17 protein-coding genes are annotated in these 14,119 nt (G+C 61.5%); 11 read left to right on the top strand and 6 right to left on the bottom strand.

The annotated features are described in order from the left end of the window. Positions 1-324 precede the first annotated feature (324 nt). Complete coding sequence (gene mbfA / locus QEO92_RS26235; RefSeq protein WP_037159496.1) at positions 325-1,308, bottom strand: iron exporter MbfA; 984 nt, start codon at positions 1,306-1,308, stop codon at positions 325-327. Between the two features lie 240 nt (positions 1,309-1,548). Between mbfA and QEO92_RS26230 the strand changes: the two genes are divergently transcribed. The 6 genes from QEO92_RS26230 (at position 1,549) to QEO92_RS26205 (ending at position 5,469) form a co-directional block, all read left to right on the top strand. Then, a complete protein-coding gene (locus QEO92_RS26230; RefSeq protein ID WP_227704978.1) occupies positions 1,549-2,667 on the top strand; it encodes a TRAP transporter substrate-binding protein in 1,119 nt (372 codons plus the stop codon). A 135-nt stretch (positions 2,668-2,802) separates the two neighbouring features. Continuing rightward, positions 2,803-3,921, top strand: a complete 1,119-nt coding sequence (locus QEO92_RS26225; protein WP_227704977.1) for a TRAP transporter substrate-binding protein — start codon at positions 2,803-2,805, stop codon at positions 3,919-3,921. A 353-nt stretch (positions 3,922-4,274) separates the two neighbouring features. Then, positions 4,275-4,484, top strand: a complete 210-nt coding sequence (locus tag QEO92_RS26220; RefSeq protein ID WP_037159504.1) for a cold-shock protein — start codon at positions 4,275-4,277, stop codon at positions 4,482-4,484. Between the two features lie 128 nt (positions 4,485-4,612). Then, positions 4,613-4,900 (top strand): hypothetical protein, encoded by a 288-nt coding sequence (locus tag QEO92_RS26215; RefSeq protein WP_037160103.1) that lies wholly within the window; start codon positions 4,613-4,615, stop codon positions 4,898-4,900. Positions 4,901-4,952: 52 nt separating this feature from the next. Then, entirely contained in the window at positions 4,953-5,189 is a 237-nt protein-coding gene (rpsU, locus tag QEO92_RS26210) for a 30S ribosomal protein S21 (RefSeq protein ID WP_037159507.1), read from the top strand. A gap of 64 nt (positions 5,190-5,253) precedes the next feature. Next, on the top strand, positions 5,254-5,469 hold the full coding sequence (locus QEO92_RS26205) for a hypothetical protein (protein WP_037159510.1): 216 nt from the start codon (positions 5,254-5,256) through the stop codon (positions 5,467-5,469). Positions 5,470-5,530: 61 nt separating this feature from the next. On the opposite strand, the gene QEO92_RS26200 is transcribed toward QEO92_RS26205, so the two are convergent. Together QEO92_RS26200 and QEO92_RS26195 are read right to left on the bottom strand one after the other, a co-directional pair. After that, the gene (locus QEO92_RS26200; RefSeq protein WP_227704976.1) at positions 5,531-6,748 is read right to left on the bottom strand and encodes an MFS transporter; all 1,218 of its coding nucleotides are present in this window, start codon (positions 6,746-6,748) and stop codon (positions 5,531-5,533) included. Positions 6,749-6,942: 194 nt separating this feature from the next. Next, a complete protein-coding gene (locus tag QEO92_RS26195; RefSeq protein WP_200884026.1) occupies positions 6,943-7,110 on the bottom strand; it encodes a hypothetical protein in 168 nt (55 codons plus the stop codon). Between the two features lie 147 nt (positions 7,111-7,257). On the opposite strand from QEO92_RS26195, the gene QEO92_RS26190 reads away from it, so the two are divergent. The 3 genes from QEO92_RS26190 (at position 7,258) to QEO92_RS26180 (ending at position 10,331) form a co-directional block, all read left to right on the top strand. After that, the gene (locus tag QEO92_RS26190) at positions 7,258-7,875 is read left to right on the top strand and encodes a TetR/AcrR family transcriptional regulator (protein WP_227704975.1); all 618 of its coding nucleotides are present in this window, start codon (positions 7,258-7,260) and stop codon (positions 7,873-7,875) included. 57 nt (positions 7,876-7,932) lie between these two features. Further along, positions 7,933-9,138: an MFS transporter gene (locus QEO92_RS26185; protein ID WP_227705267.1), complete on the top strand. Its 1,206-nt coding sequence runs from the start codon at positions 7,933-7,935 to the stop codon at positions 9,136-9,138. A 125-nt stretch (positions 9,139-9,263) separates the two neighbouring features. Next, entirely contained in the window at positions 9,264-10,331 is a 1,068-nt protein-coding gene (locus QEO92_RS26180) for an alpha/beta hydrolase family protein (protein WP_227704974.1), read from the top strand. A gap of 36 nt (positions 10,332-10,367) precedes the next feature. Here the strand turns inward: QEO92_RS26180 and QEO92_RS26175 are convergent, their stop codons facing one another. Then, positions 10,368-10,871, bottom strand: coding sequence for a hypothetical protein (locus QEO92_RS26175; protein ID WP_227704973.1), 504 nt, complete (start codon positions 10,869-10,871; stop codon positions 10,368-10,370). Positions 10,872-10,955: 84 nt separating this feature from the next. Between QEO92_RS26175 and QEO92_RS26170 the strand changes: the two genes are divergently transcribed. Beyond that, on the top strand, positions 10,956-11,570 hold the full coding sequence (locus tag QEO92_RS26170; RefSeq protein ID WP_227704972.1) for an HAD family hydrolase: 615 nt from the start codon (positions 10,956-10,958) through the stop codon (positions 11,568-11,570). Here the strand turns inward: QEO92_RS26170 and QEO92_RS26165 are convergent. Then, positions 11,552-12,073, bottom strand: coding sequence for a GNAT family N-acetyltransferase (locus tag QEO92_RS26165; protein WP_227704971.1), 522 nt, complete (start codon positions 12,071-12,073; stop codon positions 11,552-11,554). The two genes, QEO92_RS26170 and QEO92_RS26165, sit on opposite strands and share 19 nt — an antisense overlap. Positions 12,074-12,095: 22 nt before the next feature. Beyond that, positions 12,096-12,671 carry a helix-turn-helix domain-containing protein gene (locus tag QEO92_RS26160; protein ID WP_227704970.1) on the bottom strand — a complete coding sequence of 192 codons (576 nt, stop codon included), beginning with the start codon at positions 12,669-12,671 and terminating at the stop codon, positions 12,096-12,098. Between the two features lie 179 nt (positions 12,672-12,850). Here QEO92_RS26160 and QEO92_RS26155 point away from each other — a divergent pair, with 179 nt between their 5' ends. Next, positions 12,851-14,101, top strand: coding sequence for an MFS transporter (locus QEO92_RS26155; RefSeq protein WP_227704969.1), 1,251 nt, complete (start codon positions 12,851-12,853; stop codon positions 14,099-14,101). The last annotated feature ends 18 nt before the right edge of the window (positions 14,102-14,119 follow it).

Genomic DNA, 14,119 nt, shown 5'->3' with positions numbered 1-14,119 from the left:
TGTTTAACGACCTGAAAGAGAAAAGTTTGCCGCAGCGGCGATCTGCCCTTCGCTTTGGGCCCAGGGCGTTCGGTGCTCAAAACGCCCTACCGGAGCATTTTGCCGGCTGCGCCTTCGGGATCGACTATGCCGCACCGACGACCGGCCCTTCGCTTTGGGCCCAGGGCGTTCGGTGCTCAAAACGCCCTACCGGAGCATTTTGCCGGCTGCGCCTTCGGGATCGACTATGCCGCACCGACGACCGGCCCTTCGCTCCAGGCTCAGGGCGTTCGTCACTGCAATCGATTCACTGGATCGATTGCTCGGGCTTCGCCCGACCGTTCCTCACCCATTGCCGATCAATATACCGGCCGCCAGCACCAGCGAACCGCCAAAGACCACCTGGAAGACGGCGCGCAGGAATGGCGTTTCCATGTAGCGGTTCTGGATGAAGGCAATCGCCCAGAGCTCGAAGAAAACGACAATCGCGGCCACGGTGGTGGCTGTCCAGAAATGCGGAATGAGATAGGGCAAGGCATGGCCGAGGCCGCCGATCGCCGTCATGATGCCGGAAGCAAGCCCGCGTTTGACCGGCGAACCGCGGCCGGAAATCTTCCCGTCGTCATGGGCCGCTTCCGTAAAGCCCATCGAGATGCCTGCCCCGACCGAAGCGGAGAGTCCGATCAGGAAGGTCGACCACGTATCTCCCGTGGCGAAGGCCGCCGCGAAGATCGGAGCAAGCGTCGAGACCGAGCCGTCCATCAGGCCCGCCAGACCCGGCTGGACATAGGTAAGGATGAACTGGCGCCGCGCGGTTTGATCCTCTTCCGACTTCACGTCTTCCGGCACATGCTTCTCGCTCAGCAGGCGGGCGATATCCTCATGCCCCTCCTCTGCAAGCGCGAGATCGCCCAGCAGTTTGCGGGTCGAGGCGTCGGAAACGCGCTTGGTCGCCTCCCTGTAGAATCGCGCGGCCTGCTGCTCCATGGCCTCGGTCTCGGCCCGCACTGTCTCAAGCGGCAGGTTCTTCCTGAGCCAGTCGGGCTTGCGCTCGTAGAAGCCGCGCACATGCTCCCGGCGGATCAGCGGGATGCGTTCGCCGAAGCGGGAGCGGAACATCTCGATCAGCATGTTCCTATGGGTCTGCTCGACCTCCGCCATATCCTCGAAGACCTTCGCGGAGGATGGATACTGCTCCCGCAAACTGTCGGCATAAGCCAAGTAGATGCGGGAGTCTTCCTCTTCCGAGGTGATGGCGAGAGCGAGAATTTCCTCCTCGCTCAGAGAATCAAACGATCGCTTGGATGCGGGCAAAAGACGGCCTAACATGAAAACCTCTTATTAGAATAATTCTAAACTAAGCCGTAAACGGGAAACTTCAAGAGACTTTTTTGCCGCGCGGGAATTTGGCGCCCGTCTTAATTTGGAAAAGCAATTTTTGAAAAGGATTGCCGCGCCGCGGCGTAATCTTCCGGATTTTTTGCTTGCCGTTCCCGAAACGAAAGGATTAAGAGCGGCCCGCACGGGCGAAAATCCGGCACCTCCCAAAGTCAAGAAGGCCTTATTCCCATGAACCGCAGACATTTCTTCCGGCAGGCAGCGACCGCCGGCGTGGGCGCCGCTGCCGCGACCGCGCTTACCGCTCCCCTGGCCGCACCGGCCATCGCCCAGGAAAATCCGAAGCTCTCCTGGAGGATGACCTCCTCCTTCACCAAGAACACCGATATCCTTTTCACCGCCTCGACCGAGATTGCGGAAAGCGTGAAGGAAGCCTCCGACGGCAACTTCACCATCGAAACCTATGCTGCGGGTGAGATCGTCCCCGGTCTTCAGGCGGCCGACGCGGTTGCGGCCGGAACCGTCGAGATGGCGCATAGCTGCTGCTACTATTACATCGGCAAGGACCCGACTTTCGCGCTCGGCACGGCCGTGCCCTTCGGTCTCAACGCGCGGCAGACCAATGCCTGGTTCTCCGTCGGCGGCGGCAACGAGCTGATCAACGACTTCCTCGCCGGCTACAATCTCTATGCATTGCCGGCCGGCAATACCGGCGCGCAGATGGGCGGCTGGTTCCGCAAGGAGATCAACACGATCGATGACCTGAAGGGCCTCAAGATGCGTATCGCCGGGCTTGCCGGCCAGGTCATGCAGAAGGTCGGCGTCACGCCGCAGCAGATCGCCGGCGGCGACGTCTACGCCGCTCTCGAAAAGGGCACGATCGACGCCACCGAATTCGTCGGCCCTTATGACGACCGGAAACTCGGCTTCGTGAAGGTCGCGAAATATTACTATTATCCGGCCTGGTGGGAAGGCGGCCCGGCCGTGCATGCCTTCTTCAACCTGGAAAAGTTCAAGGCGCTGCCGAAGAGCTACCAGCGCATGCTGAAGGATGCCTGCGCCAATGCCAATACCAACATGCTCGCCCGCTACGACGCGCATAACGCCAAGGCGCTCAAGCAGCTCGTTGCAGAAGGCGCGGTCCTGAAGCCCTTCAGCCAGGAAATCCTCGACGCGAGCTATCAGGCGGCGCAGGAAGTCTATGCGGAAATCACCGCAAAGAACCAGACTTTCAAGAAGATCTACGACAGCCAGCAAGAGTTCAAGAAGGACGGCTACCTGTGGAACCAGATCGCCGAATATACCTACGACACCTACATGATGGTCCAGCAGCGCAAGGGCACGCTCTGATCATCGCGTTCATGTGAAAGAGCGAAATCCCGGAGCGATCCTCCGGGATTTTGCTTGCCGTTCCCGAAATGAAAGGATTATGAGCGGTATCATACCCTTTCAGCGCGTATCTTTCCGAAGTCGAGGAGAACTTCCATGAACCGCAGACATTTCTTGCGACAGGCCGCGACAACAGGCGCCGGGGCCGCCGCCGCGACGGCGCTTGCCGCCCCTCTGGCCGCACCGGCCATCGCCCAGGAAAACCCGAGCATCACCTGGCGGCTGACCTCCTCCTTCCCGAAGAGCCTCGACATCATCTTCGGCGCCGCCAACGAGATCGCCGAAAGCGTCAAGAACGCCACGGACGGCAAATTCACGATCCAGATCTTCGCCGCCGGCGAGATCGTGCCCGGCCTTCAGGCAGCGGACGCCGTCGCCAACGGCACGGTCGAAATGGCGCATACCTGTTCCTACTACTATATCGGACAGGACCCGGCCTTCGCGCTCGGCACCGCCATTCCTTTCGGCCTCAACGCCCGCATGACGAACGCCTGGTTCACGGCGGGCGGCGGTAACGACCTGATCAACGAATTCCTGGCACCGCGCAATCTCTATGCCCTGCCGGCCGGCAACAGCGGCACGCAGATGGGCGGCTGGTTCCGCAAGGAGATCAACACGATCGATGATCTGAAGGGCCTGAAGATGCGCATCGCCGGGCTCGCCGGCCAGGTCATGCAGAAGGTCGGCGTCACGCCCCAGCAGATCGCTGCGGGCGACGTCTATACGGCGCTTGAAAAGGGCACGATCGACGCTACCGAATTCGTCGGCCCCTATGACGATCAGAAGCTCGGCTTCGCGAAGGTTGCGAAATATTATTACTATCCGGCCTGGTGGGAAGGCGGCCCTGCCATGCACGCCTTCTTCAACCTGGAAAAGTTCAACGCCCTGCCGAAGAGCTACCAGCAGATCCTGGCGAATGCCTGCTCGTCGGCCAACATGAGCATGCTCGCCAATTACGACGCGCACAATGCCAGGGCGCTCAAGCAGCTCGTCGCAGAAGGTGCGATCCTGAAGCCCTTCAGCCGCGAGATCATGGATGTCTGTTTCAAGGCAGCAATGGAAACCTATGCCGAGCTCTCGGCCAGGAGCCCGGCGTTCAAGAAGCTCTACGACAGCCAGCAGGCTTTCAAGAAGGACGCCTATCTCTGGGCCCAGGTCGCGGAATATTCCTACGACACCTTCATGATGACACAGCAGCGCAACGGCACACTCTGACCGCCATCCCTCGCTTAGGAAGCCCGGAGAATTCCGGGCTTCCTGACCCGACGCCGATCCGTCCGGCCGTCTTCGAAAGCCTCTTCGTCTCTGCGGAGAGAGAATTTGTCTTTCAATAATACGTTTCAAAATCAAACCCTTGGGTGAGGAATTCCCGCTTTCGTCCCGGTGCTGGGAAAATTAAATCGACCATTGAGCATTGATTATCCGGGGATAAGGCATATATTGCCGACATCGAAAATTGCTTGCGACCTTTGTCAACGAGCTTTGCGCTCTGTCAGATTTCCTCTCAAATATCGATCAAAGCGGACGAAATACTGTCCGATAACTCTAGCGATTGAAAGGAAATCGTTATGAACACTGGCACCGTAAAGTGGTTCAACAGCACCAAAGGTTTTGGCTTCATTCAGCCTGATGACGGCGCGACGGACGTTTTTGTCCATGTTTCCGCTGTCGAACGCGCTGGCATGTCCTCGCTGGCAGAAGGTCAGAAGATCTCTTACGAGATCGTTCGCGACCGCAAGTCCGGCAAGAGCTCGGCCGACAATCTGCGGGCTGCATAAGGATGTCATTCGCCTCGGCTGACCACGGATGTACTGGCAGCTAGCGCTTGAATGACGGGAAGAGGTCGGGGTAACGCCCGGCCTTTTTGTTTTTGTCCGGCTTCCCGGCCGGGCTCAAGGAGAAAAAGATGAGCCCGAACATCTATGCCGTCAACGATCTCGTCGTCTTGAAGGCGGGATTGACGCGGACGGCCACGGGCGACCGCACATGCCGGATCGTTGGACTTTTACCGGCGGCTGATCGCGGGGAGCATCAATATCGCGTGCGCTTCGACAACGAGAACTTCGAACGGCGTATCGTTGCGAGTGATATCGACACATCGGCGACCGCAACGTCAGCTACAAAAGGCGAGACCGCGCCGACAGGATCCGGCGAGCCGTGGCTCAAGCCATCGCGCATCCGCATCGGAAAGTAAGTTTCAACCCCTTGATTGAAGACGGGTTTACCCGCAATGGAAAGGATATAGTTTGCAGGTTCTTGTTAGAGACAACAACGTCGATCAGGCACTTCGGGTGCTCAAGAAGAAGATGCAGCGCGAAGGCGTCTTCCGCGAAATGAAGGCGCGCAGCGCTTACGAGAAACCTTCCGAAAAGCGTGCCCGTGAAAAGGCCGAGGCCATCCGGCGTTACCGCAAGCTCGCCCGCAAGAAGGCTCAGCGCGAAGGTCTGCTGCCGGCGCCAAAGAAGGTCGTGCGTACGCGTTGATATCTGTCGGACCGCCCGGACTTTCTCCACAGGCCCAGACTTTCTCTACAGGAAGGAGGATCTCATGACCGCAACCAAAGACGAATTCTTCAATCCCACCAAGCTTTCCGCGCGTGACAAGGCCGCAGCCACCGATCATACGGCTCGCGCCATCATTGCCGCGGAAACATCGCAACGGGAAAAGAAAACCGAAAAGCTCAAGCAGCTTCGACTTCAGCGCGAAGCCGACCAACCGCCGCAAGCGCCCCCGAAGAGCCGCAAGAGACCGGCTGGTCATTGAGATCCGCAAAAGCCCGGGACTCCCGGGCTTTTCCTATTTCGCGATAGGGCGCCGCAGCGGCTCATGCCGGCTGGAGCTTCTCCTCTTGCCGGCCCGGCAGTGGCGGGAAGGCGAGTGCGATCAGGACCGCGCCGAGACCGACCAGCGCCGAACCGAAGAACAGCCAGTTGTAATTGTTGAACTGGTCGAAGGCCCAGCCGCCGGCCAGCGGACCGAAGGCCATGCCGATACTTGACAGCATGGTTGCGCCGCCAAGAACGGTACCCAGGATCCGAGGCGCGAAATATTCGCCCGCCAGAACCGCATAGAGCGGCATGACGCCGCCATAGGTTCCGCCGAAGATCACCGCGAGCATGTAGAATTGGGTGAGGTCGGCGGCCATCGTATAGGCGGCGATCACCGCAGCCTGGATCATCAGCCCGCCGATCAGCACCGGCTTGACGCCGAATTTATCCGCCAGCACCCCGAACAGCACGCGGCCGCCAAGCCCTGCCGCCCCCTCGACGCTGTAGATTGTCACCGCCGCCATCGGCGCGACGCCGCAGAACATGGCATAGCTCACCATGTGGAAAATCGGGCCGGAATGGGCCGCGCAGCAGGCAAAGAAAGTGAAGGCCAGCACCAGGAACTGCGGTGAACGCAGGATTTTTGAAAGCGGGATGCCCGATCCTTCCGCTCCGGTTTGCGGATGTGCGCCGGGCACGGCCGCGACCGCCGGCGGATTGCGCACCAGCAGTGCCGCCGGCAGAAGCAGCACCCATGCCCCGACGCCGATCAGGAACATGGCCATCCGCCAGTCGTCATAATAGGTGATCAGCCAGCGGGCGAAGGGCGAAATCGTCATCGGCGCGACACCCATCCCGGCGGATACGAGCGAGACGGCAAGGCTGCGATGCTTGTCGAACCAGGACATGGTGAGCGCGATCATCGGCGCAAAGAAGGCGCTCGCGGACAGGCCCACGAGGCAGCCGTAGATGACCTGGAAAAGGAAAAGATTCTGCACCTGGCTTGTCAGCACAAGCGCCAGCCCGAGCAAGGCCGCACCGATCAGCACGACGATACGTGCGCCGTAGCGGTCGCTCGCCGTACCCCAAAGAAAGCCGCCAAGCCCCATCACGATGAAATTCAGTGTCATCGCACTGGAAATGCCGGCATGCGACCATCCGGTATCGGTCGCGATCGGCTGCAGAAAGATGGCGAGCGAAAACATCGTGCCGACGGCGACGCAGCCCATAAGCGCCCCCGCAGCGACAATCACCCAGCGATAATTGGTCATCATGCCCTACTCCCATTTGCCATAGGTTCCGAGATCCGGATGCGCGGCGCACCCTCCGCAGCGCCATCCCGAACCAAGGACGCATGGCATCGCCCTTTCCCGACAGGCTTCTCGATTTTTTTCGAAACCGGATTTGCCGACGATACAACAAAAGCCCCGCACGCAGCGGGGCTTGAAATTTCTTCTTTGCCGTGACGTCAGGCGCCCGTATTCGGGCGGGCCTTGCCGACATTGTGATTGGTCGAAGCGGTCTTGCCGTCCGGCTGCTGGCCATAATAGGTGCCGCCGAGATGGCCGCCGCCGCTGGTGTTCTCCACCTGCTGCTCGGCGCGTTTCACGGCTTCCTTCACGTCGCTCTTGCTCATGTCTGTCCTCCAGCTTTTTACGTTGGTGACAGAGGCTGAACCCTTCCGCAGCGGATATGTTCCGCTTTCATCCGGCCCGGTCCTCTTGACGAAACTCAATTCGACATCTATTTGGGAACGATCATTTCCAAATTAAGCCGACATATCATGGATAATCCCATTTCCGACGTCGCCGTACGCTTACCCGGCCGCCCGCGCGAATTCGAGATCGACGAAGCCCTGGACAAGGCAATCATCGTCTTTTCGGAGCGCGGCTATCATGCTGCTTCGATTTCCGAACTCAAGGAAGCCATGGGCCTTGCCGCCGGCAGCCTCTATAAGGCGTTCAAGGACAAGAAGGCGATCTTCCTGGCTGCCTTCGACCGCTACAAACAGGTGCGCAATGCGCTTCTGGATGAGGAACTTGCCGACGGTGAAAGCGGCCGTGACGGGGTTTTCCGACTGCTGCGCTTTTATGCCGAAGCCTCGCATGGCGAAAGCGGCCGGCGTGGTTGTCTTGTCGTCGGCACGGCCATCGAGCTTGCCGTCTACGACAAGGAAGCCGCCGAGCGGGTCGACCGGTCGATGCAACGCAGCGAAGCTCTTCTCAATGCCCTGATCCGCGAAGGGCATGCGGATGGCTCGATCCCGCAGACGGTCGATCCGGATACGACGGCACGCCTCCTGCTTTCCGTCACCCAGGGCCTGCGGGTCCTCGGCAAAACCGGCCCCGATCGCGACCGCGCTTTTTCCGTGATCGAGGCGGCCATGAAACTTCTCGATTGATTTTCTAACCCGATCCTTTCTCCCAAGGAGCTTTTCGTGACAAGCAATTCCGCCGCCATGGCCGCACCGGCCAGTTCACACGCGATGTCCGCCGGCATGACCTTCGTCATGGCTGCGGCCTGCGGCCTGATCGCCGCCAATCTTTATTACGGCCAGCCGCTCGCCGGTCCGATCGCGGCCTCGATCGGGCTTCCTGCGCATGCGACGGGCCTTATCGTGACGCTCACCCAGATCGGCTATGGTCTCGGCCTGCTGCTGATCGTGCCGCTCGGCGACCTTCTCGAAAACCGCCGGCTGATCGTGACGATGGTCGGCGCCGCGGCGATCGCGCTTCTCGCGGCAGGGTTCTCCACCGCAGTCCTCCCCTTCCTCGCCGCCTCGCTGGCGATCGGGCTTGCCTCCACCGCGGTGCAGATGATCGTGCCCTTCGCGGCCAATCTGGCGCCGGACGCCCATCGCGGCCGAGTCGTCGGAAACGTCATGAGCGGGCTGATGGTCGGCATCATGATGGCCCGGCCGGTTTCGAGCTTCATCGCCCGGTTTTCCTCCTGGCACCTCGTCTTCTTCCTGTCGGCCGCCGTCATGATCGTTCTGGGCTTCATACTCGCGACGCGCCTGCCGACGCGCATGCCGCAGACGAAGCTTTCCTATCTCAGCCTGCTTGCATCGATGGGGCGCCTCTATGCGACCCAGCCGGTCCTGCGCCGCCGCGCCTTCTATCAGGCCTGTCAGTTCGCCGCCTTCAGCCTGTTCTGGACGGTGACGCCGCTGGTTCTGGCCGGTCCCGCCTTCCAGCTCACCCAGGCCGGCATCGCCCTCTTCGCGCTTGCCGGTGTCGCCGGCGCCATCGCCTCGCCGATCGCGGGGCGCCTGGCAGACCGCGACCTCGGAAAGCCTGCCACGCTCTTCGGCATCCTCGCCGTGGCAGCAGCCTTCGCGATGACCCATATCGCTCCGGAAGGCTCCATCATCGCGCTGGCGCTCCTGACACTCGCGGCGATCCTGCTCGACTTCGGCGTCACCATGACGCTCGTCATCGGCCAGCGGGCGATCTACGGGCTTGGGGCCGATCTCCGCAGCCGCCTGAACGGCCTCTTCATGGCAACCTTCTTCTGCGGCGGCGCGATCGGTTCAGCGGTTGGCGCCTGGGCCTTCGCCGAAGGCGGCTGGATGCTCGCCTCCATGATCGGCCTTGCGCTTCCCGTCATCGCCTCGCTCTATTTCCTGACGGAAAGGCGGCCTCAGCCGGTGCCGGCGGAATAGGGGCCGGCACGCAGGAATAACGAGCCTGATCACGTTCGAGGACGTCCTCGAACGTGATCGAGGTCGAGAAAACCTCGCGTCCCATCGAAGGTCAGTCATCGCTTTTCCAACCACAAGAGGTTCCCATGCGACTGACCAGACTTCTTCTTGCCTTTTGCCTTTGCACCAGCGCCACGCCGCTTCTTGCCGCCGATCCTGTCGGCGTCCGCAAGATCAGCGTCGTCTCGCAGGACAATCCCCGCCCGCTGGCCGTGACGGTCTGGTATCCGGCCGCGGCCGCGGGAGCGCAGAGTGCAACCGCTCAGGACCGCATTTTCGAGATTCCATCCGCTTCCAAAGATGCGGAAATCCGCGAGGGCCGCTTCCCGCTCGTCCTCCTTTCCCATGGTTCCGGCTCAAGGGTCGAAGGCATGGGCTGGATAGCAGCCGAGCTCGCCGAAGCAGGTTTCATCGTCGCCGGTCCCAACCATCCCGGCACCACGAGCGGCGATTCCACCCCAGCGGCGACGCCCAAAATCTGGGAGCGCACAGGGGATATTTCCGCCGTCATCACCGCACTCTCTGCCGATCCGCAGTGGAAAGCCTCGATAGACCCGGCTCGCATCGGCGTGCTCGGCTTCTCGCTCGGCGGCACCACGGTGCTGGAACTCGCCGGGGCACGCGCCGATCTTTCCGGCTATATCCGCTACTGCGCGGAGCATCCTGACATGATGGACTGCCGATGGTTTGCCGGCGGCCGCGGCTATGCCGGCGGAGAGCAGGTCGCCGTCGAGCCCCTGGATCTCAGGACCATCGACAAGACCCGCTTCGAACAGTCGAACCGCGACTCCCGCATCGCTTCCGTGGTTGCGGTCGATCCGGGCCTCGCGACGGTCTTCACGCCGGAGAGCCTGAAGAACATCGATATACCGCTCACCGTCATCAACCTCGGCAGCATCGACAAAATTCCCGTCGCGGTGCTTGCGGACAAGCTGGCGAAACAGGTCCCCAATGCTTCCTATGCACAGGTGGACAATTCCGACCATTTCAGCTTCCTGCCCGTCTGCAAACAGGGTGCCGCAGAGTTCCTGAAATCGGTCGGAGAGCTGGACCCGATCTGCGATGATGCCGGACGACCGCGCATCGACATTCATGAGGAACTCGTCGGCCTCGTCACGAGCGCCTTCGAACGCACCCTCAAAGCCAGCCACTAGTTTGCCGAATGCATCATAGGGGCCGGCCATCGGCCCCTATTTCGCCGGTTCGGGAATGCCTGAAAGCACCGAGCCGTCGCTCGCACGGCTCGTCAGATGCCTGAATTCTCCGTTCCTGAACTCGAAGAAATGTGCGCCCTTGGGGCTTTCCTCGTTCAGCACCCCGGAAAAGACGATCAAACGGCTGTCCTTCCTGAAATAGAAGGGTTCCCCCTCGCCCCAGCAGCAGACGGAATAGGGAAGCCAGGCGACAGTGCCCGTGCGCGCATCGATGACTGCTCCGCCCAGGCATTCCGCACCGCAGCCCCATGTGGCGAGGATATGGTGACCGGCGAAATTGACCGGGCGTTTCGCGCCCTCCTGAAGCCGGGTCGCGAATTCCCGGTCGTCCTGCGTCGCAAGCCTCAGCGGCGCGCTCGGTCCCGCATAGACTTTTTCCGCAAACTGCGTGAATTTCGGCACGTCCTGAGCGCAGGTGTGGGCGGCAAGGCCGAGCCAGGCGAAGGCAATTCTTCCAAGCCAATGAAAACTGCGCGTCATGTTGCCGATACCTCTTGGCCATAAGCCGCATGTTTCGTGCTACAGCAATTCCCTATCAGTTCCCAGAACCGGATCGTTTGCGCAATGAAAGTCTTGATGGTCGATGTCGACGGCGTGCTTGTGAACGGCAGACCTGCCGATGGCCTTCCGTTTGCGACCGATCTCGAGCGCGACCTTGGACTTCCGCTCGCGCCCCTCCAGCGGGAATTCTTCAAACCCTACTGGCCGGACATCGTCACCGGCCGCGAGCCGATCGAGCCGCGCCTGACAGCCGTGCTGGCGAATATCGCGCCGCATATCGAAACGGAAACCCTGCTTGGCTACTGGTTCGCGAACGATTCCAGACTGGACAAACGCCTGCTGGAAGATCTCGCCGGACTTCGAAAGGGCGGAGTGGCGCTCTACCTCGCCACCAACCAGGAACACCGCCGCGCGGCATGGCTGATGAGCGAACTCGGTCTTGCCACGCATTTCGACGACATCTTCTATTCTGCCAAGCTCGGCCACAGGAAGCCGGACCAGGATTTCTTCCGGCTGGCAACCGCCAAGGCAGGCGTTGAGCCTCACGAGATCATGTTCATCGATGATGCGGCAGAGAATATCGAAGGCGCCCGCCAGTTCGGCTGGAATGCCGCGCGCTGGACGCCCGGCATGATGCTTGAAAACGCACTCAGCGTGCTTCACCCCACCCGCTTATAAAACAGCGTCGTGCCGCAGAAGCCGCCCTCGGGCCACATAGCATAATCGGGGATGACGCCGACTTGGCTCCAGCCGAAGCGCGGATAGATCTTTTCCGCATCGCTGCCGGTTGCCGTATCGAGCACCAGAAGCGTGCGGCCCCGGCGGGCGGCCTCCGCTTCCACGACCTCCATCAGTCTGCGCGACAGGCCAAGGCCGCGCGCCGAGCGATGCACCAGAAGCTTCATCAGATCGCCGCGATGCGGCTGGTTGGGTTTCGACGCCAGCCCCACCTGCACCGTTCCGACGATTTTCCCGTCAACTTCAGCCACAGCAAGGATGATGCCGCCCTTTTCGACCGCATCGGCGATCTCGTTCCAGTAACCGACGGCGTCCTCCGGCTCGTAGGGAAGCATGAAGCCCACCGACGCGCCGCCGTTGACGCAGTCGGAAAGGACTTCGCAGAGATCAACGATGGCGGCGCGGGCTTCTTCGGCGGTGACGATACGGATGGTGGCGGGCATCTTGGCTCTTTCGGTTGGGAGGTTACCGGCCGCGGTCGAGGATCACCGCGTAGCGGGCCGGCTTGTCGGACGGGTTATGAAAGTCGAAGGCGTCGCCGAGGTCCATGTAGAGGCAGTCGCCCGGATAAAGCGTATGAACGGTCTCGCCGATGATCATTTCCAGCACGCCCTCGAACAGCCAGACGTGCTGGGTCATCACCCGGCTTTCCTCGCGCGGCGGAAAACTGACGCGTGCATGGGCTGGAAAGTCCACCTCGACGATATCCACCCGGCCCGGTGTTCCTTGCGGCGAGACGGAACGGCGCAGATAGCCCGTATGCGGGTCGCGCCAGAGCTTCTGGTCGTCGTAGCGGCTGAGCGGCGAGGTCGCCGGTTCGTCATCGGCGAAGAAGGCCGACAGCGTGAGGCCCAATGCCTCCGAGAGCCTGGCGAGCAATGCCGCCGTGGGACTTGCCTCACCGCGCTCGATGCGGGAGATCATCGCCCGGCTCACTCCCGAGCGTTGTGCAAGTTCGTCCAGCGTCAAACCAGCCTTGGCCCTGAGGCTCCTCAGGCGTTCGCTGATCGCCGTATCTATGTCGTCGATCGTCTCTTCCATGATCTGAGAATTGCATTCTCTTATGATGGAATCAAGCGGCATCATGGTGGATGCGCGAAATTTGTGAAGGAATGGCGTTTCCGCGATAGCTCCCGTCATCGTCAATCGGCTATGGAGCAGCACAGGGTCATTGAGTCGGCTGCACCGCAACCGGTGCCCTGCTCCGCCGGAGAAACGAGATGCACGGCCAGACGTTGATGGTCGCTTCGCCCTTTTCGATTGCCAGCATCGTCGTCTCCATGACGATCGCGGCGGTCGGCAGTGGCGTGATGTTTGCCTACGTCCCCTTCATGCTGACCCATTCGGCCACGCCCTGGGCGGCGGGGGCGGCGGTCACCGCAGTCGCCTTCGGCGGGCTTGTCGGCTGCGTCGTCGGCGGTCCGCTCATCAAGCGTGTCGGCCATGCGCGCCTCTTCGCCTGCTCGATGGCCATGGTGGTCATCGCCGCGGTGCTGATCGCCGCGGATCTCCCCGCCTATGTCTGGATCCTTGCCCGCGGCCTTTACGGCGCGGCCGCCAACGTCAATTTCATCATCGCCCAGAGCTGGCTGAACCATGCCGCCTCCAATGCATGGCGCGGCAAGGCCATGTCCTTCTTCTACATGGCCTATGTGCTCGGCCTCGGCTGCGGCGCCTGGCTTTTCGGCCGCATCCCGACCGACGGCAACATGGCGCCGCTTGCCGTCATCTTCTTCACCGCGCTCGCCATCCTGCCGATCGGGCTCACCCGCTTGCCGAACCCGCCGCCGCCGGCAAGCGTCAGCGTCAACATTCCGATGGCCTGGCGCATCTCACCCGTCGGTCTCGTCGGCGTGCTGGCGTCGGGCGGGCTTTCCATGGTGGTGCAGGGTTTCACGCCGATCTATGCCGCCACCAGCCAGGTCTCTCAAGGTGATGTGGCGCTCTTGATGTTCGTGATGCAGACGGGGCTTCTCTTCGTGCAATATCCGCTCGGCGTGCTTTCCGATCGCATCGACCGCCGCTTTGTGCTTCTCATCACCTGCGGGCTCATCGTCGCGGCCGGCTTTGCGGCGCTCTTCGTCTCGTTTGCAACGATCGTCGTGCTGATGATCGTCTTCCTTGTCTTCGGCGGCTCGGTCGAGACGGTTTATTCGGTCGCCAATGCGCATGCCAACGATCGCGCCGATCCCGGCGATTTCGTGCCTCTCTCCTCGACGCTGCTCGTCGCCTGGTCGACGGCCGCCACGATCGTGCCGCTCGGCGTCACGCTTCTGACGCCGGTCTTCGGCCAGCATACCTTCATCTATGCGGTCATGCTGGTGGCGGTCGCCTACGCGATCTACATCCTGTGGCGGCTCACGGAGCGCAAGGCGGTGCCGACCGATGAGCGCGAGAACATCGGCATCCGCAGCGCCCAGGTGCCGAATGCAACCGTTCTCACCGATCCGGACACCGGCAAGCCCCAATAGGCCCGCAAAACCGGGCCT

The sequence above is a fragment of the Neorhizobium petrolearium genome (assembly GCF_029854435.1).
GTDB classification, from domain to species: Bacteria; Pseudomonadota; Alphaproteobacteria; order Rhizobiales; family Rhizobiaceae; genus Neorhizobium; species Neorhizobium petrolearium.
Note: the sequence above shows the minus strand (reverse complement) of the source record. Positions and strands in the feature narration are given on the sequence as shown.